Origin of the sequence: Streptomyces sp. NPDC087845, from assembly GCF_044742755.1 — a bacterium.
Taxonomy (GTDB): domain Bacteria; phylum Actinomycetota; class Actinomycetes; order Streptomycetales; family Streptomycetaceae; genus Streptomyces.
The window spans coordinates 52,627-74,668 of sequence record NZ_JBIUVC010000022.1 but is presented as its reverse complement, the minus strand read 5'-3'; the positions used below and the strand labels follow the sequence as shown (position 1 = coordinate 74,668).

At 68.5% G+C, this 22,042-nt stretch carries 21 protein-coding genes and 5 pseudogenes; 7 read left to right on the top strand and 19 right to left on the bottom strand.

From position 1 onward, the window contains the following. Window positions 1-60: 60 nt before the first annotated feature. Together ACIOMQ_RS36280 and ACIOMQ_RS36275 are read right to left on the bottom strand one after the other, a co-directional pair. Window positions 61-1,218, bottom strand: coding sequence for a polyprenyl synthetase family protein (locus ACIOMQ_RS36280; RefSeq protein WP_402192009.1), 1,158 nt, complete (start codon window positions 1,216-1,218; stop codon window positions 61-63). Beyond that, window positions 1,145-1,462: a hypothetical protein gene (locus ACIOMQ_RS36275; RefSeq protein ID WP_402192007.1), complete on the bottom strand. Its 318-nt coding sequence runs from the start codon at window positions 1,460-1,462 to the stop codon at window positions 1,145-1,147. Before ACIOMQ_RS36275 ends, ACIOMQ_RS36280 begins: the two co-directional genes overlap by 74 nt. Window positions 1,463-1,557: 95 nt before the next feature. Here ACIOMQ_RS36275 and ACIOMQ_RS36270 point away from each other — a divergent pair, with 95 nt between their 5' ends. The 3 genes from ACIOMQ_RS36270 to ACIOMQ_RS36260 all read left to right on the top strand — a co-directional run bounded on the left by ACIOMQ_RS36270 (window position 1,558) and on the right by ACIOMQ_RS36260 (window position 3,834). Further along, window positions 1,558-1,821, top strand: coding sequence for a hypothetical protein (locus ACIOMQ_RS36270; RefSeq protein ID WP_402192005.1), 264 nt, complete (start codon window positions 1,558-1,560; stop codon window positions 1,819-1,821). 601 nt (window positions 1,822-2,422) lie between these two features. Continuing rightward, entirely contained in the window at window positions 2,423-3,040 is a 618-nt protein-coding gene (locus tag ACIOMQ_RS36265) for a TOPRIM nucleotidyl transferase/hydrolase domain-containing protein (RefSeq protein WP_362208710.1), read from the top strand. 524 nt (window positions 3,041-3,564) lie between these two features. Then, window positions 3,565-3,834, top strand: coding sequence for a hypothetical protein (locus ACIOMQ_RS36260; RefSeq protein ID WP_401759188.1), 270 nt, complete (start codon window positions 3,565-3,567; stop codon window positions 3,832-3,834). A 14-nt stretch (window positions 3,835-3,848) separates the two neighbouring features. Here ACIOMQ_RS36260 and ACIOMQ_RS36255 read toward each other — a convergent pair whose 3' ends face one another. Next, the gene (locus tag ACIOMQ_RS36255) at window positions 3,849-4,403 is read right to left on the bottom strand and encodes a transposase (RefSeq protein ID WP_402192048.1); all 555 of its coding nucleotides are present in this window, start codon (window positions 4,401-4,403) and stop codon (window positions 3,849-3,851) included. Between the two features lie 241 nt (window positions 4,404-4,644). Between ACIOMQ_RS36255 and ACIOMQ_RS36250 the strand changes: the two genes are divergently transcribed. After that, complete coding sequence (locus tag ACIOMQ_RS36250; RefSeq protein WP_362208554.1) at window positions 4,645-5,388, top strand: SDR family oxidoreductase; 744 nt, start codon at window positions 4,645-4,647, stop codon at window positions 5,386-5,388. A 307-nt stretch (window positions 5,389-5,695) separates the two neighbouring features. On the opposite strand, the gene ACIOMQ_RS36245 is transcribed toward ACIOMQ_RS36250, so the two are convergent. The 7 genes and pseudogenes from ACIOMQ_RS36245 to ACIOMQ_RS36215 form a co-directional block, all read right to left on the bottom strand. Then, window positions 5,696-6,529 carry a hypothetical protein gene (locus ACIOMQ_RS36245; RefSeq protein WP_402192003.1) on the bottom strand — a complete coding sequence of 278 codons (834 nt, stop codon included), beginning with the start codon at window positions 6,527-6,529 and terminating at the stop codon, window positions 5,696-5,698. A gap of 888 nt (window positions 6,530-7,417) precedes the next feature. Next, a pseudogene (locus ACIOMQ_RS36240) lies at window positions 7,418-7,642 on the bottom strand (hypothetical protein); the annotation flags it as partial. 182 nt (window positions 7,643-7,824) lie between these two features. Beyond that, complete coding sequence (locus ACIOMQ_RS36235; protein WP_362208560.1) at window positions 7,825-8,196, bottom strand: VOC family protein; 372 nt, start codon at window positions 8,194-8,196, stop codon at window positions 7,825-7,827. Window positions 8,197-8,555: 359 nt separating this feature from the next. Beyond that, on the bottom strand, window positions 8,556-9,068 hold the full coding sequence (locus ACIOMQ_RS36230; RefSeq protein WP_402192000.1) for a DinB family protein: 513 nt from the start codon (window positions 9,066-9,068) through the stop codon (window positions 8,556-8,558). Between the two features lie 103 nt (window positions 9,069-9,171). Next, a pseudogene (locus ACIOMQ_RS36225) lies at window positions 9,172-9,513 on the bottom strand (transposase); the annotation flags it as partial. 134 nt (window positions 9,514-9,647) lie between these two features. Beyond that, window positions 9,648-9,826: pseudogene (locus tag ACIOMQ_RS36220) on the bottom strand (DUF6225 family protein). Window positions 9,827-9,875: 49 nt separating this feature from the next. Continuing rightward, window positions 9,876-10,289 carry a DUF6083 domain-containing protein gene (locus ACIOMQ_RS36215; RefSeq protein ID WP_402191997.1) on the bottom strand — a complete coding sequence of 138 codons (414 nt, stop codon included), beginning with the start codon at window positions 10,287-10,289 and terminating at the stop codon, window positions 9,876-9,878. Between the two features lie 272 nt (window positions 10,290-10,561). Between ACIOMQ_RS36215 and ACIOMQ_RS36210 the strand changes: the two genes are divergently transcribed. Then, window positions 10,562-11,116 carry a GNAT family N-acetyltransferase gene (locus tag ACIOMQ_RS36210; RefSeq protein ID WP_402191994.1) on the top strand — a complete coding sequence of 185 codons (555 nt, stop codon included), beginning with the start codon at window positions 10,562-10,564 and terminating at the stop codon, window positions 11,114-11,116. Between the two features lie 15 nt (window positions 11,117-11,131). Here ACIOMQ_RS36210 and ACIOMQ_RS36205 read toward each other — a convergent pair whose 3' ends face one another. Beyond that, entirely contained in the window at window positions 11,132-11,491 is a 360-nt protein-coding gene (locus ACIOMQ_RS36205; RefSeq protein ID WP_402191992.1) for a hypothetical protein, read from the bottom strand. Between the two features lie 8 nt (window positions 11,492-11,499). Next, window positions 11,500-12,273, bottom strand: coding sequence for a recombinase family protein (locus tag ACIOMQ_RS36200; RefSeq protein WP_402191990.1), 774 nt, complete (start codon window positions 12,271-12,273; stop codon window positions 11,500-11,502). 431 nt (window positions 12,274-12,704) lie between these two features. Between ACIOMQ_RS36200 and ACIOMQ_RS36195 the strand changes: the two genes are divergently transcribed. Then, window positions 12,705-13,565, top strand: a complete 861-nt coding sequence (locus tag ACIOMQ_RS36195; protein ID WP_402191987.1) for a class I SAM-dependent methyltransferase — start codon at window positions 12,705-12,707, stop codon at window positions 13,563-13,565. Window positions 13,566-13,854: 289 nt separating this feature from the next. Here ACIOMQ_RS36195 and ACIOMQ_RS36190 read toward each other — a convergent pair. The 7 genes and pseudogenes from ACIOMQ_RS36190 to ACIOMQ_RS36160 form a co-directional block, all read right to left on the bottom strand. After that, window positions 13,855-15,687: pseudogene (locus ACIOMQ_RS36190) on the bottom strand (Tn3 family transposase); the annotation flags it as partial. Window positions 15,688-15,841: 154 nt separating this feature from the next. Continuing rightward, a complete protein-coding gene (locus ACIOMQ_RS36185) occupies window positions 15,842-16,309 on the bottom strand; it encodes a class I SAM-dependent methyltransferase (RefSeq protein ID WP_402191984.1) in 468 nt (155 codons plus the stop codon). 223 nt (window positions 16,310-16,532) lie between these two features. After that, complete coding sequence (locus tag ACIOMQ_RS36180; protein WP_362208582.1) at window positions 16,533-16,841, bottom strand: DsbA family protein; 309 nt, start codon at window positions 16,839-16,841, stop codon at window positions 16,533-16,535. 228 nt (window positions 16,842-17,069) lie between these two features. After that, the gene (locus ACIOMQ_RS36175) at window positions 17,070-17,231 is read right to left on the bottom strand and encodes a WYL domain-containing protein (RefSeq protein WP_401270539.1); all 162 of its coding nucleotides are present in this window, start codon (window positions 17,229-17,231) and stop codon (window positions 17,070-17,072) included. A 140-nt stretch (window positions 17,232-17,371) separates the two neighbouring features. Then, window positions 17,372-17,912 (bottom strand): annotated as a pseudogene (locus ACIOMQ_RS36170) (transcriptional regulator); the annotation flags it as partial. Window positions 17,913-17,945: 33 nt separating this feature from the next. After that, window positions 17,946-18,209, bottom strand: coding sequence for a hypothetical protein (locus ACIOMQ_RS36165; RefSeq protein ID WP_401270541.1), 264 nt, complete (start codon window positions 18,207-18,209; stop codon window positions 17,946-17,948). Window positions 18,210-18,267: 58 nt separating this feature from the next. Then, window positions 18,268-19,071: a methyltransferase domain-containing protein gene (locus tag ACIOMQ_RS36160; protein ID WP_401270544.1), complete on the bottom strand. Its 804-nt coding sequence runs from the start codon at window positions 19,069-19,071 to the stop codon at window positions 18,268-18,270. A 703-nt stretch (window positions 19,072-19,774) separates the two neighbouring features. On the opposite strand from ACIOMQ_RS36160, the gene ACIOMQ_RS36155 reads away from it, so the two are divergent. Continuing rightward, window positions 19,775-21,793: an ATP-binding cassette domain-containing protein gene (locus ACIOMQ_RS36155; protein WP_402191981.1), complete on the top strand. Its 2,019-nt coding sequence runs from the start codon at window positions 19,775-19,777 to the stop codon at window positions 21,791-21,793. Window positions 21,794-22,042 lie beyond the last annotated feature (249 nt).

The window sequence follows — 22,042 nt, the reverse complement described above, 5'->3', positions numbered from 1 at the left end:
CGCTCACTCCTGGACTTGATCTAGACCTCGCTTCAGATCGTAGCGTCAGGGGCGTGACCATTACTGATCAGCAGCCGCTCGGCTCCCCTTTCTCCGCTGCCACCCCCACCGAGGACATCGTGGCCGACCGCGACCTTTCCGGGATGACCGCTGTGGTGACCGGGGGTGTCCTTTCTCGGACGAGCAGGCGGTCGCGGTGCCGTAGGAGTCCAGGAACGGCTGGTCGACGAGGTGGGCGGCCAGCGCGTCGAGCGCGTCGCGGTGCGGGCCGCCGGGCAGCAGGCCGAGTTCGGCCCGGGCGGTGGTGACGATCGCGCGCGCGTCCCCAAGCGCGCGGACCCAGCCGTTCCCGTGGCGTACGAGCCGGATGCCGTCCTCCAGCTCGTCCTCGGACAGCGGCCGTCCGTCGGTGATCTTGTGGAGCGGGTGGTCGCCGGGCAGGTCGTCGAGGGTGTAGAGCAGCGGCAGGGAGAGGCGGCCCTGCCGCAGGTCCGTGAGCGGCTCCTTGCCGGCGGCCGACTCGGGCCGTACGACGTCCAGGACGTCGTCGACGACCTGGAAGGCCCGGTCGAGCCACCCGCCGAAGCGCCGCAGGCCGCCCACCACCGAAGGCAGCCCGCCGACCAGGCGCGCGCCGCTTTCACACGCGAAGGCGACGAGCCGCCCGGTCTTCCGGTCGACGGTCCGGAAGTAGCGGCGCACGAGTTCGGAGCGGTCACCCGGCCCCGCCGCCAGCATCTCGTCGAGCTGGCCGCGGCACATCTCCTCGCCCGAGGCGAGGAAGTCGCGCATGAGGGCGATGTCCTCGCGGGTCTCCACGTGGGCCGACATGGTCCGGGTGGCCTGCACCCACTGCAGGTCGCCGATGATCAGCGCCAGTTCGTAGCCGCGGGAGGCGCTCACCGTGGGCATGCCGCGACGCGTGGGCGCCCGGTCGACGATGTCGTCGTGAATGAGCGACCCGACGTGCGCGAGCTCCAGCGACGCCGCGGCCGCCACGGCCTTCTCGGGCAGCACCTCAACCGGGGCGCGTGCGACGACGTGCGCGCTGAGCAGGAGCAGTAACGGACGCAGACGCTTGCCGCCGCGGTAGAACGCCAACTCGGCGTCGGACACGTAGGAGCGCTGTTTCTCGAGGAGGTCCTCAAGCCGTGCGTCGAGGGCCGCGACCTCCGCCGCCACCAGCGAGCGCGCCCGGTCGTAGGGGTGTGTGACCACTGCCGGGCATCTCGGCCAGGATGTTCTTGAGTGCCTCGTTGGCGAACGTCTCGATGTTCTCGATCACGTCGGGCTGGTTCAGGAACGTCCGCATGCCGTTCACCAGACCCCCGTTGCCGACTCCCTCGTTCACCGCGATCTGGGCGAGTTGCCTGACCCACCGCGGCTCATCGCCGACGTCGAAGTCGACGGTGACCGCCTTGGGGTCGACCGTGAGGCCGACACCGAGCACATTGATCGTCATGGGCCCGGGCTCGCTCGCGTTCAGCTGAACGATGAGGGGGACGGTCGCGCCGTGTGTGCCCGGGCGACGAACCTCCCACTGGCCTTGGCGGCCCAGTGCTCTTCGCTGCAGTCGCGCGAGTCGAGCGAGACGGGCTCGCAACAGCCGATCTGGAAGAGGTAGTCGACTTGGAGAGGTCGTTCGTATTGAGGGTGAACGGCTGGGTGACGGTGCCGACGCTGACCACGGCCGTGAAAACGGGCTCCGTGGCGGAGAAGCTCAGGCTCACGGGCTGCATGATGCTGAGGTTTGTGAACAGGATGTTCGTCAGTTGCAGAGCCGGCGCGGTCGAGCAGATCGGCGGGTACAGCAGGTCGTAGCGCGCGCACGCCGATTCGCCCACACCGTCGGGAACGTTCGGGATGTCGATCGGCGCGCTCGTCCCCTCTGGTGCCGCAGGGTCGTAGGAGGGCAGCCCCCACTCCGGGTAGCCGTCGCGAATGATCCGCGGAAGGTACATCGCGGGCCTCGCCCGGGCCGTCGGTCGCGGCGCGCTCCACGACCATGTGGCCGCTACTGACCTCGGAGGCATGATGTCGCGGGGCCGGCAAGCTGTGGTTGTCACGGGATCGACCTGCGCGGAGCTCCGGTCTCAGGAGCGCCGCAAATCGGGCCTCTTCTGCCTCCCAGCACCCGTGAGTGTGCTGCTCGGCCGCGCGCAGCCGATCGAGGTTTGCGCCAAAGGCAGGCGGCGCCCACTCCGCCCACGCAATGCAGCGGTCCTGGTGCCGGTCGAAGCAGCTCGTGCTGCTGCGGCCCCGGTGTCCGGTCTTCTCCAACTGCCGGTACGTCTCCTCGCCCATCCCAAGTGCCTTTGATTTTCGGGGTGATGGCTGCTCAGGTGACGAGGCGTCGGCCATGCCGAGCGGGGCCGTCGAATAATCCCGTGCCGTGCTGTCGGTGGAAGTGCAGACTCACTCCATGGCGAGGATGCAGGATTTCCAGGACGCGGTCAGCGACTGGGCGAGCGGCGGCCCTGGCGGGTCGGCGAGTGATCTGGCTGTGCGGCTGGGGGTACGGACGGCGGTGCTGCTGGAAGGGCCGAGCGACCTCGCGGCCGTTGAAGCGCTGGCCGCACGACGTGGCCGGGACCTGGCCGCCGAGGGGGTGTGCGTGGTGTCGATGGGCGGGGCGATGAGCGTCGGCCGCTACGCCGGCCTCCTCGGGCCACCCGGTCTCGGCCTGCGCCTGGCAGGACTGTGCGACGAGCGCGAGCAGCGCTTCTTCGACCGCGGCCTGCAGCGGGCGCAGGCGCCACGCCGGGACATCTTCGTGTGCGCGGCAGACCTGGAGGACGAGCTCATCCGCGCGCTCGGCACGGCAAGGGTCGAGGAGATCGTCCGGACCGAGGGCGACCTACGCGCCTGGCAGACCTTCCTGCACCAGCCCGCACAGCACGGTCGCCCCAGGCAGCAGCAGTTGCGGCGCTTCCTCGGCACGAAGAAAGGCCGCAAGATCCGCTACGGCCGCCTCCTGGTCGAGGCCCTCGACCCCGAACAGGTACCAACGCCGCTCGACGGTCTCCTCACGAGCCTGTGACTTGGTGGACGAGGAGGGCTGTTGTGACCACGGTGGTTGAGCGCGGGTCGCCAATGAGTTGACCGGGTGGCGCCGTCTGGTCAAGCTCCAGCCACGATGTGGATGAGGTCTCCGGGAGGAAGGGACACGCCTGCTCGGCCCGGTGGCCGTGCAAGGAAACCGGGCCGTGCAACGAAGGCCGGGCGAATGGAAGCGGTACCCCTGGACGGGCGGGAACAGGCGGACGCCCGGTGTCGCGGTGGAAACACTGCGGGGACACCGCGGCCAGCCCGGTGAACCGAAGCCGCCCAACGGGGCTGCGGTCTGCACTCAGTTCAGGGAAACGAAGCAGCAAGCCTGCTACCGCCTCGGTGGTGCGCAGCATCATGGGCCTGTCTGACCTCTTGCCCCTGCGAGAAATGGCGCCGAAACTGATCTTGGTACTTGGGTTCTGCCACATCACTCCGCCGCGACCTGACTCAGGATCAGTGTGCGTTCCGATGAGGACTCGTCCGGTCGATCAAGCTGCTCGTTGGAGTGCCCACATGTCCAAGACCAGCGTGACTAACCAAACGGGCAGCATGCTCTGCCTCTGGGTCGAGCCGTGGGGAACTGACCACTGGATGCGTCCGGGCGAGGAGTTCGCCGACGTGACCGGGACCGAGCCCGAGGAGTCCCAGTTCAACGTGGTGGTCCATGACCAGGGCATCACGGTCTGGGTGAACTCGGCGAGTTCGCCGGACGAGCCCGATGTCTTCGACAAGTGCGGCAACCGGGCCCCGTGCGGGCATCAGCGTCCCGGCGACGCCGGCTGACGACAGACCCCACATCACGTGCGGAGCCAGATGGCCAGGGCTGCCGTTGTGGCGGTGCCGAGGAAGACGTAGCCGCGTTTGCCATAGCGGCTGGCCACCACTCCGGACTGCTTGAGTCGGTTGATCGCCCGTTCGACGGTGTTGCATTTCTTGTACCGCTCTTCATCGAAACCAGGTGGCCGTCCGCCGCGTGATCCTTTGCGCAGACAGGCGGCATCGGCTGTCGGTCTTCTCTGGAATCGTTGTGCCGGATACCGCGTCGACGCAGGTGCTGACGGCACGGCCCGTCGAGTCCACCGCGATGCCTCCGTCGATTCCACCGCGATATCCCCATCGATTCCATCAGCCGCGTCGGCTTCGGCCTGAACTTCCTCAAGCAACCGTTCCCAGGCTCCATCGGCCGACCACAGCCGGTGCCGCTCAGAGGCCGTCTTCCAGGGGCCGAACCGTTCCCGCAGGTCACGCCACTGCACCCCTGTCCGAACCCGGTGCAGAATCCCCTCGAACACCTGTCGATCTTCCCGCCACCGGCCGAGCGGGCCTGGAGGCCCGCCGCTCAGGCGGCACAGTGGCGGGTATGGCGCGAGGGGCGGTGTGCATCCTGGCGGCCCGGCCGCTACCAGGGCCAAAAGGTACGAGGTCGAGAAGACCGTGGAGACGACTGTGCGGCACCACCCCGAAACGGAGTAGCCGCAGGTGCTGGAGCCTGCAATGGCAGGGACAGTGGAACGTAGGACCCAGGGGGACGCGCATCGTGGTTCACCCGCCTGTCGGGCGTGCGCTGCCCCGACCAGCCGAAAGGTGCATCCCATGTCTGCGGAGCGCGCAAGCCTCGACCCGCACCCCCTCACTGCCCTGGTCACCGGGGCCACGTCCGGCATCGGCCGGGCGGTTGCCGAGCGGCTGGCCGCCGACGGAATGTCCGTCGTCGTGGCCGGCCGCAACGCCCAGCGCGGCGCCGAGACCGTCGATGAGATCACCGCAGCCGGCGGCCACGCCCGATTCGTCGCGGCAGACCTGGAGGACCCGGTCGGCATCGACCGGCTCGCCGCGGAGGTCGGCGAGATCGACGTCCTGGTCAACAACGCCGGACGAGCCGTCTGGGCACCGACCGAGGACATGAAGGTCTCCGACTACGACACGATGTTCGCCGGCAACGTCCGCGCGCCGTTCTTCCTCGTGGCCGCCTTCGCTCCGGCGATGGCGGCGAAGGGATCGGGCAGCGTGATCAACATCGGCAGCATGGCCGGCAGCCTCGGCTTGGCCAACGCTGCCGCGTACGGCGCGACCAAGGCCGCGCTGGCATCACTGACGCAGAGCTGGACGGCTGAGTACAGCGGCCGTGGCATCCGCTTCAACACCGTTGCCCCCGGCCCGGTCTACACCCGGGGCGCGGCCCGCGAACTGTTCGACGCGATCGCCGAAACCACAGCGATGAAGCGCGCGGCCGAGCCTGCCGAGGTAGCCGAGGTCGTCGCTTTCCTCGCCTCGTCGAAGGCCAGCTACGTCACCGGCGCGACCATCGCCGTCGATGGCGGCCGCACCGCCATCTGAACCCCGGCTCGCACACTGACCAGAGCCTGTCCGATGGGTCAGGTAACTCTCCTGTGAGCCCATCGTTGCGCTCCGTGCGGAGCGGGGTGTGATCTTTCGGATGAGGCAGGGGCTCGGCAGCCCACGCTCACCATGGTCCAGTCGATCCGAGGTCAGGACGGCGATCAGCACGTCCTCGGCGAACCCACAAGCCTCGGCGTCGATCAATCGGAGACCTGGGGCGTCGAGGACAACAACGGCAGGGTGCCCATGCCGGCCCCCGCAGACTGTCGCTCCACCTCGACGCAGCGAAGATTCGCCACGGAAGTCAGACGTGAAGGCGCAGGTAGACCAGGAGAGCATCGTCCGGTACGCCTTCCAAGTAGCGCTGCACGGCGGGGTGCGGTCCGGGGGCGATGCCCGGTACGTGCGGGCACACTGCGCGGCCGCCGCAGGCGCTGTGGAGCCCTTCCACTCCGGCGGGCCAGTCGCCGTGCCGCTTGTCGGAGACCTGCTGCATCACACCCCCGCCGCCCATGGAGTGCCCGAGGGTGCCGACACGCTTCAGGTCCAGATGCCCCGTGAAGGCAGCACCGCCGACCCGGCCGGTCTTCGCGTCCTTGAGCTCGCCCTTCAAGGGCCCCTCGCCCGAGTTGAGTTGTCGCCACAGGTCCAAGTGCTTGTTGATGAGGTCGGCGCGTGCCTGGTACACCGAATCCGCCTGGCCGCTGCTGGTCGAGTTGATGCCGTTGGCTCCCATGGAGACCACGACGAAGCCCTGCTGGGCCAGGCGCTCGGCCAGGTAGTCGTAGCCGGAACTGCTCGGCAGCGGGGGGATGCCCGCCCGGCAGGGCCAGGCCCACAACCGTTCGCTCATCTTGTCAATGATCTCCAGCTGCTTGGCTTCCCCCGCCTTGTCACCGGTCCTCTCTGCCCGGATCAGCGCCCTCTGTGCCTTCGTCAACGCGTTCTGTGCGACACGGTCCGCACAGGTGGCCCACAGCCCGTGCTGCATGACGATCAGCGAGTGCCGGCCATGTGCCAGGCCCTTGGAACCCGACCCGTTGGGGTAGTGCACCACCCCGGCGATCTCGCTCTTCCCCTTGTAGGGGTCCCCGGGGACGAAGGCCAGGCTGCCCAGGTTGTAGGTCGCCTTTCCCACTGACGGCGAACTGGACCCAGCGGCCGCGGGGGTAGGAACCGACACGGACGAGGGCCCGCTGCCCGAAGCCAGGGCGGGAGCAGCCGCCGCGAGCGCGACCACAGCGGCACCCGTGAAAAGGGCTGCTGTACGGACCCTGCCGCCGACAGCTTCCCTGCTGTACTTCTCCACCGCCATGCGCGGTCCCACCTTTCAGATCTCTTCGACGGAATATCCGGCCCACGAAATCCTGGCGCCGACAGTGCGCAGCGGACATCTGGCGGCGTCTTCCATCGACTTCTCGCATTGCGTGCCCGACCGCGGCTTTGGCCGCGGTACTGCGCACATCACGGACGGACACACCCCAAACTGGCCTCCGCTTGTCAGGAACCTGTGAGGACGGCGTAGCGATGCAGTCTGCCCACGACGCGCGCTCCTCCTCTCACAACACCCCTGCCTCCCAAGCGTTTTGGAACCATCTTTGATTACCCTCGGTCCGCATTGCTCATCGAGAAACCAATGCTGCCGAGCCGCACCGCAGGTCCTCACACAGTCGTTGCGTCGCCGACCGCGCAGCGAGGCCGCGGCTTCGATTCGCCCCCGACGGCAGAAGCGACACCTGGCGCGGTCGGCACGACGGCGCAGCCGCATTCGCCCGCGGCGTGTGTACGCGGCAGTCCGCAACCCGAGCGCGCACGAGCAGGGTGACGAGTTCTTCCAGGTGAGCCTCGGCCCAGGCGCGGGCCCGGTACTGCTGCGGGAAGTCCGGGGTGTCCATCAAGGTCGTCACCACCGTACGCATAGAGGCGTCGAGACCGCATGACCCAAGCTGACAGGCAGCCCACATGAGACCAGCGAGCACTGCCCTTCGGTCCTTCTCGCGGCCTCTTCACGTTCTCCAGCCGAGTTTCAGACCAGCTGTCGCAGCCACGAGTCGAGAGCCGCATAGTCGCTGTCAGTCAGACCATAACGGGGATCGACACGATGGAGCAGGGCGTGTCCCTGGTGGTGGGCGGCAACCCAGGCCCGATCGGTGTCGGTGATCTCGTCGTCGACCCAGGCGAACGGGCGCCCCGCAGCCCATTCGACAAGTGCGCGGGTCTTCCAGTGCAGTCCGTTCCGCACATCCTGGTCATCGATGTCGGACTCCGTCGAGCCGAGCCCGGTCGCGGCCGCGACGTGGTCGAGCGGGTAAATATCCCGGTGTTGGATGTCCGGTGTCAGGTGTCCGCGATGGTGGTAGTCCCGCTCTTCGGTAGGCATGTGCGGCTGGGGCCCGGTCATGTGGAGGCAAGCTCTCCCCCTCCTGCCCTCGGTCAGCCTCGGCAAATGCAGAAGGGATGACCAGCCGGATCAGTGAGAACCCGCGCCCTGGCGGCCTCATGAGGCTGGTGGTCCGGCTTGCCCGCGCCCAGCTCCAGCAGCCGGTCCTCGGCCTCGTCCAGATCCACTACGTCGAAGCAAAGGTGCAGCTGCTGGGGAACGGTCTGGTCGGGCCAGCGAGGAGCCCGGTAGCCGTCGACCCGTTGAAAACCGATGAAGAGGCCGTCCCCACGGTTGAGACCCGCGAAGTCGGCGTCCGACCTCGGGTGGGGTTCGAGGCCGGTGGCCTGCTGATAGAACGCCGCCAGGGCCAATGGATCAGGGCAGTCGAGTGTTATCGCGCTCAACTTCATCTGCAGGGGCATGACACCTCCGGGGCAACCACTGGACTTCCGCAATGAACATCCTAGAGACGGCTGCCCACCGATGAGCGGGATACCGTCCACCCGCTCCGTCCCAGATATCCGTAGACACCGCAGGTCAAAGCCTCGCCCTGCCCACGGGTATCCGGGAGAGAACATCAGGCCGCTTCGTTCTCCCGCTCGACGGCCTTGAGCCGGTTCCTGAGCCGGTGGCGAGATGTCGCCGGTGGCAGTCCGGCGTCCCTTGCCGGTCGGCAGGCCGTCCCAGTGCGTCGCCTCGACGCCGGTGAACCCGCACTCCTGGGCGAGACGTTCTTCGAAGAAGGCGCCACCGCTGCCCGCCTGCGCTGCCTGGTCCGGCGCTATACGCCGGTGGTGCCGTCGATACGTTCCCGGAGCAGGTCGGCGTGGCCGTTGTGACGGGCATACTCCTCGATCATGTGGACGTAGATCCAGCGGAGGTTGACGTCCTGCTCCATGAAGCGACCAGTATCGGCTAGAGCACGGTCGACGCAGTACTCGCGGGCGTGGGTGATCTCCGCGTGCCAGGTGGCGAGGGCGTCGCACAAGGTGGCGCCCTCGGCCAGTTCGAAGCCGCCGTCGGGGCCGTTCGGGTCGGCCTGCGGGTCGTAGATGGGCGGGGCCTGTTCACCGGCGAACACTCGGCGGAACCAGTTCCGCTCCACCTCTGCCATGTGCTGGACGAGGCCGGTCAAAGTGAAGCCGGACGGTGGCACGGGCGCGACGGCGGCCTGCTCATCATCCAGGCCCTCGCACTTCCTGGCGAGTGTGGCGCGGTGAAAGTCGAGCCAGCTTTCAAGCGTGGTGCGTTCGTCAGCGTTCAGGGGCGGCAGAGGACGTTCGATGATACTCACCGGTCGATTATCACCAGCAGCCGAGCCGTCGACAGACAGCACCTCACAGCATGGCGAACGTCGCCTGATGCGGCACTCGTTTCCTGCTTCTCAAATCTCAGGCTTACTGATCGTTTCCGAATAAGGTTCGGATTGGTCTCAAGCAGATGATGCTGCAGGCGAGTTGGAGCATGGCGAGGCGGAGGTCGGCGCGTGCCTCGTAACGGATGCGGAGTCGTTTGAACTGGTGGAACCAGGCGTAGACGCGCTCGACGACCCATCGGGTCTTGCCCAGGCCTGAGCCGTGCGCTGTTCCGCGGCGGGCGATCTCGGGTGTGATCCCACGAGCCCGGATGGGACGACGGTACTTGTCGAAGTCGTAGGCACGGTCGGCGACGAGCCACCGAAGGCGGTGGCGTGGCCGGCCACGCAGTCCGCGGATGCGGGGTATGGCGTCCAGCAACGGTCCCCGCTGGTCCATGGCAGCTCCAGGCACCAGGTGGCGGGTCCGGTGGCTTTCCGGAGTGGGGTGCGGGCAACGGCGATGTCCTGCCAGGCGTTGCTGAGCACCCGCGGCACGGCCGAGACCTGCGGCGGGATTCAGCCGAGGACGTTGTACTCGCCTGCCGTCCAGCCCGTGAACAGGGCCATCGCCTTCTCGGTCTCTGTGCGCTCCGGCCTGGTCGAGGTGGCCGCCCACCAGTTCTCCACCTGGTGGGCGTCGACGGGGACGGATTCCCGGTACCGTCGAAATCGCCGGGATCTCCGGCGACACCGATGCGGATGGGTGTGTCATCGGGCAGGTCCTTGAGGGCTTCGGCCCGGTGGTCAGCCGGTGTCGGGGAGGTTGAACAGGCGCTGTGCCCGTCGTTCGTTCTCCTGTCGGAGCGCGCTCGTCCAGGGCCAGGGGTCTTCGGGCCGGAGGTAGGGGCAGACCGTACGGTGCGCGATCCGGCACTGGGTTCCGGGGAGAGGTTCGGCGTCCCACAGGTTCATGGCGGCACCCTCCGAGGTGATGATCCAGCGCCGGCGCGGGGGGACGGTGTGGGCGGGGACGATGATGCGAGGTTCGAGGAGGACCCAGTGGCCCTCGTAATGGGTGGGGTAGCGGTCCTGTGGGAGGTCGCAGAACGGGCAGTCGGGTGCGTCGGGCGGTCGCGGGGCGGTAGCGCCTTCGAGGAGGGCGTGAAACGTGTCGTCGGTACTGTCCGGACCTGGTGTGATGTTTCCGGTATCCCCCATGTTCTTCAGGGTCCGGACGGGTCGTCAGTGTGGGTAGGGCGCGATTCGGCCGTGCCGGGTGCGGGAGAAACCTGCCTACTGTGCTGCAGTGCACACCATGAGGCGTACAGCGACACAGCAGCCCCTTGGGCTCAGGCTGAACGCGACGCGGAAGAAGGGGACCGGCCCCTTTCCACGGCCTTCTTCGTGGTGACGTCAGCGCTGAGCAGTGCCGACACTGGGTAGTTTTTGAACCGGCGGGTCGGCGCGACTGCATCGAGGAAGATCAGCTTGTGACTGAACGTTCGATGACCTTGAGCAGAATCGAGCTCGCAGACTGGCGAGCTGTCCACTCCTGGGCTTCTCTGGCCCAGGTCTGCCGCTTCCAGGCCTGGGGACCGAACACCGAAGAGCAAACGTGCGCGTTCGTGGCGAGTGCGGTCGAGGCCTGGTCGCACACACCGCAGCGGCGTTTCGCCTACGTAGCACGTGTCGATGGCGACGCAGTCGGCATGGGTGAGCTCCATGTCCGGAGCCGAGGACAACGCCAAGGCGAGATCACCTACGCGGTGCATCCTGAAGTCTGGGGACAGGGAGTCGGAACGGCGATCGGCAAGGAACTGCCGGCGCGAGGGTTCGAGGATCTCGACCTCCACCGCATCCATGCCACCTGTGACCCGCGGAACCTCGGGTCGGCACGGGTGCTCGGCAAGCTCGGCATGACACGAGAAGGACGTCATCGTCATACCTTGCTGATCCGGGACGGCTGGCGAGACTCCGAGATGTTCAGCATCCTCGAAGACGAGTGGCGCGCCGTCACCCCTTCCTCTCGACCACCTCATGGATGACTCGTTGGGCCCGGTTCACCATTCGGGTCTCTTCGACCAGTTCGTCGCAGGCCCCTTCCGGGTCAGCCGCCTGGTCGTCACGGTGAGCTTGGTCGTGAATCCACGGCGCTGCTGGTCGGGTGGGGGCAGGAACGCCTGCCGGACCGGGTCGACCTCCCGTGCCGTAGCGCAGGTGCTCGACCACCACGGCCACAGCTGCTTCGGCTCGACGCCGCTGGGCAGGCGGTCGGCCTGGAGAAGGATCACTGTGCCCTTGATGACACCCCTGCTGCGGCACGCTGTGAGCCTGACGCTGCGTTGGTAGTCGGGGTAGCGCCGAGGTAAGCCCAAAAGCCGCCAGTTCTTGATCTTGAGGGCCTGGCGGCTCCACTGCACTGACTTCTCTACGTAGCCAAGGCCGCGGCCGTGCGTTCGTCGTATTCGCGCAGCATCCGCACAACAGTGGCGGGCGAGGGGTGCTGCCCCTTCTTCGCACCCGTGGTGATGACGAGCCGCTTGGCGATGTCGCGCAGGCTCATCTCCTGCTCGCTCAGGTGTAGGGCCATGGACAGCATGTCGTCGTCGGTGACGCCCGCGCCGCCGATGGTCTTGCCGCGCTTGCGGGCGGACTCATGGCCTTCGAGGGTGCGGTCGCGGATATACTCGCGCTCCATGCCGGACATGGCGGCCAGCACGGTGAAGACGATGCCGGAGGGGCCGTGCGAGCCCTTCAGCTCCCCGGTGAGGAACTCCAGGCCGACGTCGCTCGCCTTCAGTTCCTCAGCGAGCATGGCGAGTTCGATGCCGCGGCCGAGACGTTTGTGTTCGTGGACGACGAGGGTGACAGCGACGCCGGAGGAGCGGATCTCCCCGGCGAGCTTCACAGCGGCCTCCAGCTCGGGGCGCTTGGTGGCGCGGGTGGAGATCTTCTCCGAGAAGATCCGGGTGCCCCCGGCTTCGGCGATCGAGTCGAGCTGTGCGTCCAGGGACTGCCGCGCGGTCGAGGCGCGGGCGTACCCGAGACGGACGTGTCCGACCGGCCCGGCGCCGGCGCTTGCGGGCCGGGGCAACTCGGTCCAGACCGAGCCCGGCTTACGCACCGCGGGAGTCGGCACGTTGAGCACCTTGGCGAGTTGGGGCACGAGCCGGAAGCGGGCGGTGTGGTACTGGATTGCCACCCTGCCCTTTCCGGTCCGACACGAGGAGCCCGCAGGGGTGGCGCAGGTGGACATCGGACAGGCGCGCGATTCCACGCGCTTGAATTCGTCGCTCGCACCCCCGACCGCTTCATGAGGGTGTTTCAGACGTCCAGCCGTTTGCAACAACTCATGAAACATGATCGCTACAGGTAGGCCGCCGGGCGTCGGGGTGTTTCACAAGTGACCACCTATGAAACGGCGTGCGTCCAATCCCGGCAGTACATTCGCGAGCAAGACCGCCTGACCGCCGCCCCAGCCCCAGCCCCAGCCCCAGCCCCAGCCCCAGCAGAACTGTTCGGCCTCGGGAAACGATCTCCAGACACGTGGGAAACGATCACCAAGAGCCCAGCACCGAGGCTGACCAGACCTACAGGTCAACACCCCACGCCCCGGCGGCCTAGGCTGAACGCATGACTGATGCGGCGGGACGGGTCGAGCCGTCCGGGGTGTGGGCCACAGCCGTGGGCGTGGCCCGGGTGAGGGCGATGGAGACGGCACGCGAGCAGCCGCTGTTCCGGGACCCGCTGGCGCTGGCCTTCGCCACGGCCGGCGGGATCGGCCCCGGGGCGCCGCCGCCCCTGCGCGCGGACGAGGCGGCGCGGCGCCGCTGGCTCGGTGTGGCCTTCTCGATCGTCATCCGGACGAAGTTCCTGGACGACCTGCTGGACCGGGCGGTCGCGTCCGGCGTCCGGCAGGTCGTGCTGCTCGGAGCCGGGATGGACAGCAGGGCCTTCCGGATGGACTGGCCTGCGGGAACCCGGCTGTTCGAGGTCGACACGGCCGAACCGCTGGGCTTCAAGGCCTCGGTGCTGCGTCAGGAGCGGGCCGTTCCGCGCTGCGAGCGGATCACCGTCCCGGTCGACCTGCGCGAGGACTGGCCCGGCGCCCTGGCCGCGGCCGGGCACGATCCGGCGCAGCCGACGGTGTGGATCGCCGAGGGACTGCTGATCTACCTGCCCGAGGACGCGGTGCAGTCGCTGCTCGAACGGGTTGGCGCGCTGTCCGCTGCAGGCAGCAGGATGGGCCTGACACTGGGCCCGCGCGGTGTGGTCGAACGCTTCCGCGGGGACGCCGCTCCGGGATCGGCAGCGTCGATGTGGGTCTCGGAGATGCCGGAGAACCCGGTCGGCTGGCTGGCCGGCCTCGGCTGGGAGGCAGAGACCTTCACCCTGCGTGAGCGCGCCGAGGCCTACGGGCGTCCCGTGCTCACCCCGTCGCAGCAGGACGAGGGCACCGGCGGACTGGTCTCGGCGGTGCGCGCGACGCACTGAGCACGACGAAGGCCGGCCCCCGCGTGTGGCGGGGGCCGGCCTTCGACTGTCCGTCCCTGCGGTCCGCTAGGCCGGCACGCTGGCCGCGCCCGGGGCGAGGAACGGCTTGCCGTTCACCCGCTGGGACACGCCGCTGCGGTCCAGGTAGGGGGTGAACCGCCCGGCCTGAGCGAGCATCGCCACCGAGGGATCGACACCGACCACCAGCGATGTCTGACGCCAGCACGCCAGAGCCGCACAGAACATCCCCGTCCCCGCACCGATCTTTCTTGCCCGCCTCCCCGAACAGGGAGTCGATGTGGACGTACTCGCTCTGCTCGGACGGGCGGCAGAAGGTCAGGCCCTTCCAGTTCCTGATCCTGGGCATCAGATGGAAGCCCAGCAGGTGCGCCAGGGCGAAAACGGGAACGCTCTGGCCCTGGGTGTCGTCGTGCACGGTGGTCGGTTTGACCTCGGAGGTGTTCTTGAGGAGGCCCTCGATGATGTAGACGGTCTCCCACACCCCGCACGGGATGAAGTGCGTGAACAGCGCGATGTAGGTGTCCGAGATGTGGTGGTAGGCGATCCCGCCCGCCTTGCCGTAGCGCACGCTCGGCTCGGCGAGCAGGTTGTCGAGGTAGGTGTCCATGTGGGTGCCGTCCGCCGCCACGGCGGTGCCGTCGCCCCACGCCTGGGAGATGTCGAGGCGGGCGTGCGCGTTGACCAGGTCGGCGACGGCCTCGTTCAGCAGCGCGATGGAGAAGTGCCGGTTGGCCACGTACGACAGCTCATGCCCGGACACCCCGGGGATGTGCTTCGCCGCCTCGTACGGACCCATGTTGGTGCCCTTGACGAACGTGGTCAGCACGTACCGGCCGAACGGATCCTTCAGCTTCGGGTCCTTGCCCGAGGGCGGCCCGAATCGGCGCCACCACTCCACCCAGTACGCGGCGCGGGCCACGATCCCCATCAGCGTGCGCTCCGGCATCCTCGCCTTGACCTCCTGCTCCAGGCGCTTCGCCGAGGGCCGCCGGCCCTCGTAGCGGTGCGGCTTGAGTGACGGGATTCCGGTCTCGGGGTCAATGACCAGGCCCTCGTTGTCCGGATACGCGGCATCCGCCGCCGCGGCGGCGCCGCGCAGCTTGTCCTCCGGCTGCCGGCGGAAGGACACCGCGTCGAAAGCCTCGGCCTCGCCCTCCTCGCGCAGTCCGACCTCCATGGCGACCCGCTTGCAGAGCATCGTCGCCAGATCGTCTCGCACCCGCATCCGCGCCGTGTCAGCGAGGCGGGCCAGCAGCGCGATCCGCTTGACGGCCGCGTAGTCCCGTAGTCCGGAGGCATCCGCCGCATCCGCTTCCCCGGCGAAGTCGGTGACCTTCGGCGACGCGACGCCGTCCACCCACACCGTGGTGTCGCCGAGCTTGTCCAGCCACTCCAGGTGCGTGAACAGGCGCTTGAAGTGCGACCAGCTCGGGCCCTGGGCGGTCTGCTTCAGCCGGTTGAACTGTGTGGTGCCGTCGCTGTCGCGCTCTTCCAGCGGCCGGATGAGCCCCGCCTGCTCGGCGAGGCTCATCCGGTCGTGGATGCCGCAGCAGATCGAGGTGTTCACCTCGGTGCGGATCGTGGAGGTCATCGTGTCGAAGGCGGAGAACGCCGGCAGTTCCAGCCCGGCCGCCACCACCTTCCCCAACGCGATATTGATCAGGTCGGCGGGCCGGTTCTTCGACGCGGTCTCCTTGCGGATCGCCGCCTCGGCGATCCGCCGCGCCTGGGACTGCTGGTACTTCGTCCCCACCCGCTGGCGCACCTCCGTACGCTGCCGCTCAGCAGTGCGGCCCGTCCCGTAGAGCGGGAGCGTGCCCTCCGGCAGCTCGACCGCACGACGGACGAAGTCGACCACCATCTCCGGATACTCATCCGGCTTCGGGAACCGGCCCATCCGCTGATACGACTTGAGAGCCAACAACAGCGCGAGCTGATGACCGTCGGAGTCCATCCGCTCAGCGGCCCACGCTGTCTCCTCCCGCGTCGGCGCGAAGAACAAGTGCAGCTCATGCGCGGTGATCAGCCGCTTGAACCGCGGATACGCAGTCAGCTCGATCAAGGTCACAGTCCCGCGCCACGCCCAGACAACAGTCACCATCACCACCAACGGCCTTCGGCCGAATGGGTGACAGGTGCCACCGGACCGAACCCCAGGATCAACAACTGGCGGCTTTTGGGCTTCCCTCGGCGCTACCCCTAGTCCGCTGAAAAACGCCCCACTTCCTGCGGGGAAATGCAGGTGCAAGGCCTTCTCAGCGCTCACTCACGAAGCCCTTCCCCCAACCGGAGAAGGGCTTCATCACGTTCCTCGCCTGCCTCGCAATCGTGAGCGCGACGACAATGGCGTCGCCATGCGCGATGCCGGTGCCGGTGCCGGTGCCGTAGTGCGCGTCGCCGGTGTGTCGGATGGTGTACACGAAGGTGCTTCCGGGCCGCAGGACACGGCGGATCTCGCCGACCAGAGAGTGGATCTCCTTGGTGGACAGGGCCATGCGGAGCAGCACGTGGGCGAAGACCGCGTCGATGGAGGTGTACGGCAGCGGCAGTGGGTCGCGCACGTCGTGCGCCGCGGTGGTGACTCGCTGGTCGATGTCCTGGGCTCGGGCGGGTTCTTGCAGCTGCTGGAGTCCGGTGGCGGAGAAGTCGGCGGCCCGGACGGTGAGCCCTTCGCGGGCGAAGTACAGGGTGCCGTGGCCGTGCCCGGCACCGCGTCCCAGCACGTCCCGCGCTCCGGCCGAGTGGACGGCGGGGACGGCGGGGACAGCGGGGACAGCGGGGACAGCGGGGACAGCGGGGACGGCGGGCTGGTCGCCCTACACGCCGGGGTGGGCGGTGTGAGTGTTCCGCCAATACTGCCTCTGCGCGTCCACCAGGTCGTACGCGATGTCCGCCGTGGTGCCCGCTTCCCCTGCTGTCCGGCCGATGCCGGACTTCGTGCCCAGCCTAGAGAGCGCTGATCAGAGCCTCGCGCAGCTGGTCGGCGCCGGGAAGCCCGGTCGGCCTGCCCGCCGTGCGGTACACGCGACAGGTCAGGCCGGCGGGGCGACCTGATTCGAGGAAGGGATCGCGGCCGTTGATGAGGACGGTCGGAGAGCCGGTGAAGCCGATCCGTTCGGCCTCGGCCTGATCGGCGATGATCCGGGTGGTGAACATGGTGTCGGTCAGCCCGAGGCCGTCGAGCGCACGGCGCAGCTGCTCGGCGGCAGGCTTCTCGTTCGGACAGTCGGGCACGACCAGGATCTCGATCTCCACGCCTCCAGGATCGCACGTCGCGCTGCACGGCCCGACGCGCCGGACCTGCCGGCGGCTACGACGGCGCGAAAGAAATCAACGGCGGCAAGTGGCAACTGGTCGCGGACACCAAAGCCTGCCGCTGGTCGTCATGGTCACCCCGGCCGACATGACCGACCGCGACGCGGCCAAGGAAGTCCTCTTCCGCTTGCGGGCTGATGCGCCCATCGGGTCGACGCGAAAGCTGCGTCAGCCGTCGTGTCCGAGGACCCAGGCGAGGAGGTACCAGCGCCGGTCGGAGGCGACCAGGCGGTAGGGCTCGATCTGTCGCCGTCGCCGTCGCACCTCGTTCCCGGACGAGTGGTCGAGGCCGGCCTCGACCTCCTTGTGACAGGTTCTGGTCGGCGTCATGAGCACCTCGGGGTCGACCGGCGTGCGGGTCTCCGCCGAAGGACTCCATGCAGTCTCATCGCGCGCTGAAGGGCCCGGGCAGGACAGCGTGGGTGTGCGCCGGTGGCCTGTAGTTCAGCGGGGACCAGGTGCAGGCATCGGAGTGGAAGGCGTTCGGCGTCCTGGGTACCGGGCTCAGCCGTGTAGATCACGATGCGCAGATCACTGCCCGCTGTGCTGAGCACGTCGCAATCCAGCGTCAGGGAGCCCACCTGCGGGTGATCGATGGTCTTGCGCGCGGCATCGTGCCGACCCGCGGCGCCCACATCCCACAGTTCGGCGAACCGGTCGCTGTTTGTCCGCAACTCTTCCACCGGACGACGCAGTTGCCGGCCATCCGGGCGCCGGGGCGGTCGCACGCAGGGCGCCGACCACCGCGGTCTCCCTCGCGCACCGGAACTGCGGTGTGTGGCGAACGCGACCACCCGAGCCGAGGAAGGTGCGCCACACACCGTTGTGCTCGCGGCCGTGCCACTCGCCCATGGGTGTCGCGTACATCGAGTTGGCCAGCAGCAGCGTCCACGCCCCGTCGAAGGCGGCGACGGGCGTCTTGAGCAGTCTGTCCAGCAACCGGTGCCCGCCTGGCGTGATGTAGCCGGGCACCGTGCCCTGCCCTGGGCCTACGAACCCGGCAACATGGAACCGGGCTCACCACTCCCGGTGCCCCGTCTGTGCTTACCCGGGCATCGCCCATTCGGCGTCCGAGGCGGCGGTCGACGTGATCACCGTGCAGTACGCGAAGGCGTTCCCGAACACGCGGATCAACGCAACGGAGCCCGGGTTCACCAAGACCGACTTGAACGGGAACACTGCGTCCCGGCCGTCGAGCAGGGTGCCGGGAGCATCGTGTGTATGGCGCAGTTGGGCCCCGGCGTCCCCACGGGAGGCTGCTTCGATACCGAGGGCGTCCTTCTCTGGTAGCACCGCCCAGGGTGCCATCACCTCGACGGCAGCCTCGTCTGGACGACGGGTGCGCGTGAGAGGCAATCGGGGAGGGTCACGGGCGGCGTCCCCACGCGGAGATCATTGGAGCGGTGGCAAGGTCGAGGCGTCCGGTGGCGACGTTCGCCAGGTGGCGGTCGATCTCCGCGTCGGTGGCGAGCCCTTCCGCCACCAGGAGGCGGCGGATCTGCCGTACGGTCGCGTCCTCGAGAACGGCACAGGCCGGCGAGGTGATCGGGAAGTACGCGTCGGCCTGAACGTCCTCGAGACCGGCCTCACGCAGCAGCCGGGGCAGGGTTCGCCCGTACGCGAGGTCCGCGCCGCGTGCCGCCATCAAGGCGCGGAAGCCGGATCGCAGCCGGTTCGCAAGCCGCTGTTCGGGACCTGACTCGTCCGGACACAACAGCGGTTGCAACCCCGGGTCGGCATCCTCCAGGAGCAGCCGGCCGCCGGGCCGCAACGCCTGGACCATCCTGTGCAGCGCCTCGGCGCGGTCGGTGACATGTACCAGGACCAATCGGGCGTGGACGAGGTCGAAGACGCCGGGCGGCGGCGGGTCGGCCGCCACGTCGTGCCGCAGCACCTCGATCACGCCGCCGTCGATGTCTCCGGTCCAGGACACGTCGATGTCGGTGGCGATCACCGCTCCCGTCGGGCCGACTCGCTCGGCCAGCCCGAGAGGTACGGACGGGGCGCCGGCGCCGACCTCCCAGCACCGCATGCCGGTGGTGATCCCGAGCTGGTCGACATGCCGGAACGTCACCGGATCGAACAACTCGCTGAGGGCGCCGAAGCGGATCCCTGCCTCCGATTGCTGGTTGTCCAGCAGGTAGCCCTGATCCGTGTCGTGTTCAGCCATATGGCGATTCTGGCAGAAGAGGCGGTCGGATCCCGTTTGCGGGTGCGTCCGAGGCCCGCAGCTGTATCTGGATGTCCGAACCGACGAGGGCGGTGCGGAAGCAGTTGGCAGCCGATGCGGTGGATCCCCGCTTCCAGGCGGCCATGTCCTCCGCGATATGAACAACGTTGCGGCAGGAAGGCGGGCGCCAGGCACCGCGGCAAGGAAGCCCCCTCCGACCCGCTTCGGCGGGTGGCGGTCCGGCACACCGACTCGTCAACGGGGATGCGGCCGCGCGGAATCGGCCATTGCCGCCACCGTGACTCCTCGCGGTGCGCGCCGTCGCCGCGCATTGGCCGCCCCGGGCGGCCGGGGATTCGGGTTGGCCGGAATCCCCCGGGGATGCGGCCGAACGGGCGACCATCCCTCGAACGAGGGCGTTTCAAAGGACCCGTCCCACGAAGCCCGGCATCTGCCATGAAATTCGCACAGACGTTCCGAATTCCCCCCGCCGTCACCCGTTACGGCGAGCCAGAGGCCCCGTTTCTAGAGCACCCGTGCCATTCGATGACCTGCTGGAGGACACGATGAATCCTGTACCCGCCCCCGCACATCAGCTCCTCGAATTCGAACGACAGCGGCCCGTCCCGGCTCTTCCCACCCCTGGGGTGCAGGCGGGCGTTTTCGCCCGCTGCTCAGCTCGACCGAGTACGAGGTGGGAAGCATGACCGATCGTCACGATGCAGAGGTCCCCGACGGCAGGGGGGTTCCGGCGCCGCGGCCCGCCCCGCTCCCCCTGCCTCCCGCGACGGTCCCCGCCGGCCCGCAGGACGGCGATGTGACCGACGAGATGGAGGAGGCGTACTGGTCCGTCCACGACGGCGCGGCCGCCAACGCCACTGTGCGGCAGGTCCTCGCCCGTCTGCCCAGGATCACGGCCCTGATCGGGCGGCTCGCCTGGCATGCGGACCGCGCCGCAACGGTCACGGTCCTCTTCTGCCAGTTGGCATCGGCTGCCATGAGCGCCTTCGGGCTGATCGCCTCGGTCGCCGTTCTCCAGCACCTGTTCGCCCAGGGCCCCACACCTGATCGCGTACGTGACGCCATTCCCCAGATCCTCCTCGTGGTCGGCTTCCTCGCGACCCGCGCGCTCCTGGAGGCCGCCGTCGCGGCCGCTCAGGCCCGGGTGACGCCCAAGATCCGTACCGCGCTCGAATGCGAATTCTTCCGGCTCACCGCGCACGTACGTCTGGAAGCGGTGGAGGACGCCGAGTGGCACGACGAAGTCCACCGTGCCAACGACAGGGGGTTGTTCTACGCGCGCCAGATCGTCGGGCAGGTCGTCTCCCTCGCCTCCGCCGCTCTTGGGCTCATCGGCACCGCCGGCGTACTGAGCGTCCTGCACCCGATCTTGCTACCGCTGCTTCTGCTGTCCGTCGTCCCGGTGGGCGCAGCCGCGGTCCGTAGCGCACGCGCCAGATTCCATTCCTTCAAACGCTGGAATGCGTTGCAGCGCCGGGTCCGGGTCTTCTCGTGGCTGATGCTCGACGTGGACGCCGCCGCCGAGCTGCGTTCCGACTCCGCCCAAGGTGCGCTCCTGGACGAGCACCGCCGGCTCACCACCAAGATCGCGGCGGAGGACACGCGTCTGGGCATGCACTCCGCCCTGCTGAACCTGGCCGGGCGGGCCGTGGGCGGTCTCGGTACCGGCATTACCTACACGGCGCTGGCTGCCATGCTGATCGCCGGGTGGCTGCCCCTCGCGGCCGGCGCCGGCGCCGTCCTCGCCATCCAGGCCGGCCAGGCCTCGCTGACCCGGCTCGTGGAAGTCGCCCATCTCGTCTACGAGCACGCCTTGTGGGTCACGGACCTCCTCGCCGTGCAGGAGCGTTGCCGCCGGCTGCTGCCTCGCGAAGCCGAGTTGAAGGCGCCCGGGCGTGTGAAGACGATCGCGCTGCGGGACGTGCACTTCACCTACCCCGGCAAGGACACCCCGGCCCTGGACGGGATCAACATGCGCCTCTGCGCCGGGGAGACGGTCGCGTTCGTCGGTCTCAACGGTTCGGGCAAGAGCACCTGCGCCAAGCTCCTGGCGGGCCTGTACGAGGCGCAGCGGGGCAGCGTGTGCTGGGACGGCGTCGACGTGCGTGAGATGGACGCCCAGTCGATTCACCGGCAGGTTGCCTGCGTGCTGCAGGAACCGGCGCGTTTTCCCTTCAGTGCCCTGTCGAACATCACCATCTCCACCGGCAGTCTGATGAAGGCCGATCCGCAACGGGCGATGGACGCCGCGCAAGCCTCCGGTGCTGCCGGTGTCATCGCCGCTCTGCCCCGGCAGTGGGAGGCACTCCTGTCCAAGCGGTTCAAGGGTGGCCAGGAGCTGTCGGGCGGGCAGTGGGCGAAGATCGCCGTGGGCCGTGGTCTGTACAAGAAGGCGCCACTGCTCCTGCTCGACGAGCCGACGGCCAGTATGGATCCGCCGTCCGAGCATGCTGTCTACGAGGCGGTGCTGCGCGGCCGGCTACGGAAGGACCAGATCACCGTGCTGATCTCCCACCGGTTGGCCAGCGTCGTCGACTGCCACAAGATCTTCGTGTTCGACAGCGGCCGCATCGTCGAGTCCGGCTCCCACGAGGACCTCATGTCCCTGGGCGGCGCCTACGCCGCCATGTTCACCCTGCAGGCCGGCGGCTACCGGCCCCGCGCCGCGGCAGCCGCCGTCGAGGAGGAGGAGGCGAAGTGATCCTCGCCGACCCCTCGCACGTCAAGCCTGCTGACACCCGACCGCCGATGCCGAGAGGTGCTGACATCCAAGGGCGGGCCGGAGCACCGGCACGACGGCCTCCGCTTCGTCTTCTGCCTGGCCCAGAGAAGGGGCCGGGATCGCCCTGCAGGACGAGGGTGTCTCGGGAGCGGAATTGCGCCCCTGCGAGCAGGTCGGCTCCCCTGGGCTGCGCACCAGGCTGCTGGACTCCACGTTCGACGGCCGGGG

Excerpts from the sequence above, each read along its gene's own strand:
- ACIOMQ_RS36275 (WP_402192007.1), bottom strand. The coding sequence starts at position 1,462 with ATGACGATCAATGTGCTCGGTGTCGGCCTCACGGTCGACCCCAAGGCG.
- ACIOMQ_RS36265 (WP_362208710.1), top strand. The coding sequence starts at position 2,423 with ATGGCGAGGATGCAGGATTTCCAGGACGCGGTCAGCGACTGGGCGAGC.
- ACIOMQ_RS36260 (WP_401759188.1), top strand. The coding sequence starts at position 3,565 with ATGTCCAAGACCAGCGTGACTAACCAAACGGGCAGCATGCTCTGCCTC.
- ACIOMQ_RS36250 (WP_362208554.1), top strand. The coding sequence starts at position 4,645 with ATGTCTGCGGAGCGCGCAAGCCTCGACCCGCACCCCCTCACTGCCCTG.
- ACIOMQ_RS36235 (WP_362208560.1), bottom strand. The coding sequence starts at position 8,196 with ATGCCCCTGCAGATGAAGTTGAGCGCGATAACACTCGACTGCCCTGAT.
- ACIOMQ_RS36215 (WP_402191997.1), bottom strand. The coding sequence starts at position 10,289 with ATGGGGGATACCGGAAACATCACACCAGGTCCGGACAGTACCGACGAC.
- ACIOMQ_RS36195 (WP_402191987.1), top strand. The coding sequence starts at position 12,705 with ATGACTGATGCGGCGGGACGGGTCGAGCCGTCCGGGGTGTGGGCCACA.
- ACIOMQ_RS36175 (WP_401270539.1), bottom strand. The coding sequence starts at position 17,231 with ATGACGCCGACCAGAACCTGTCACAAGGAGGTCGAGGCCGGCCTCGAC.
- ACIOMQ_RS36165 (WP_401270541.1), bottom strand. The coding sequence starts at position 18,209 with ATGGCACCCTGGGCGGTGCTACCAGAGAAGGACGCCCTCGGTATCGAA.
- ACIOMQ_RS36160 (WP_401270544.1), bottom strand. The coding sequence starts at position 19,071 with ATGGCTGAACACGACACGGATCAGGGCTACCTGCTGGACAACCAGCAA.
- ACIOMQ_RS36155 (WP_402191981.1), top strand. The coding sequence starts at position 19,775 with ATGACCGATCGTCACGATGCAGAGGTCCCCGACGGCAGGGGGGTTCCG.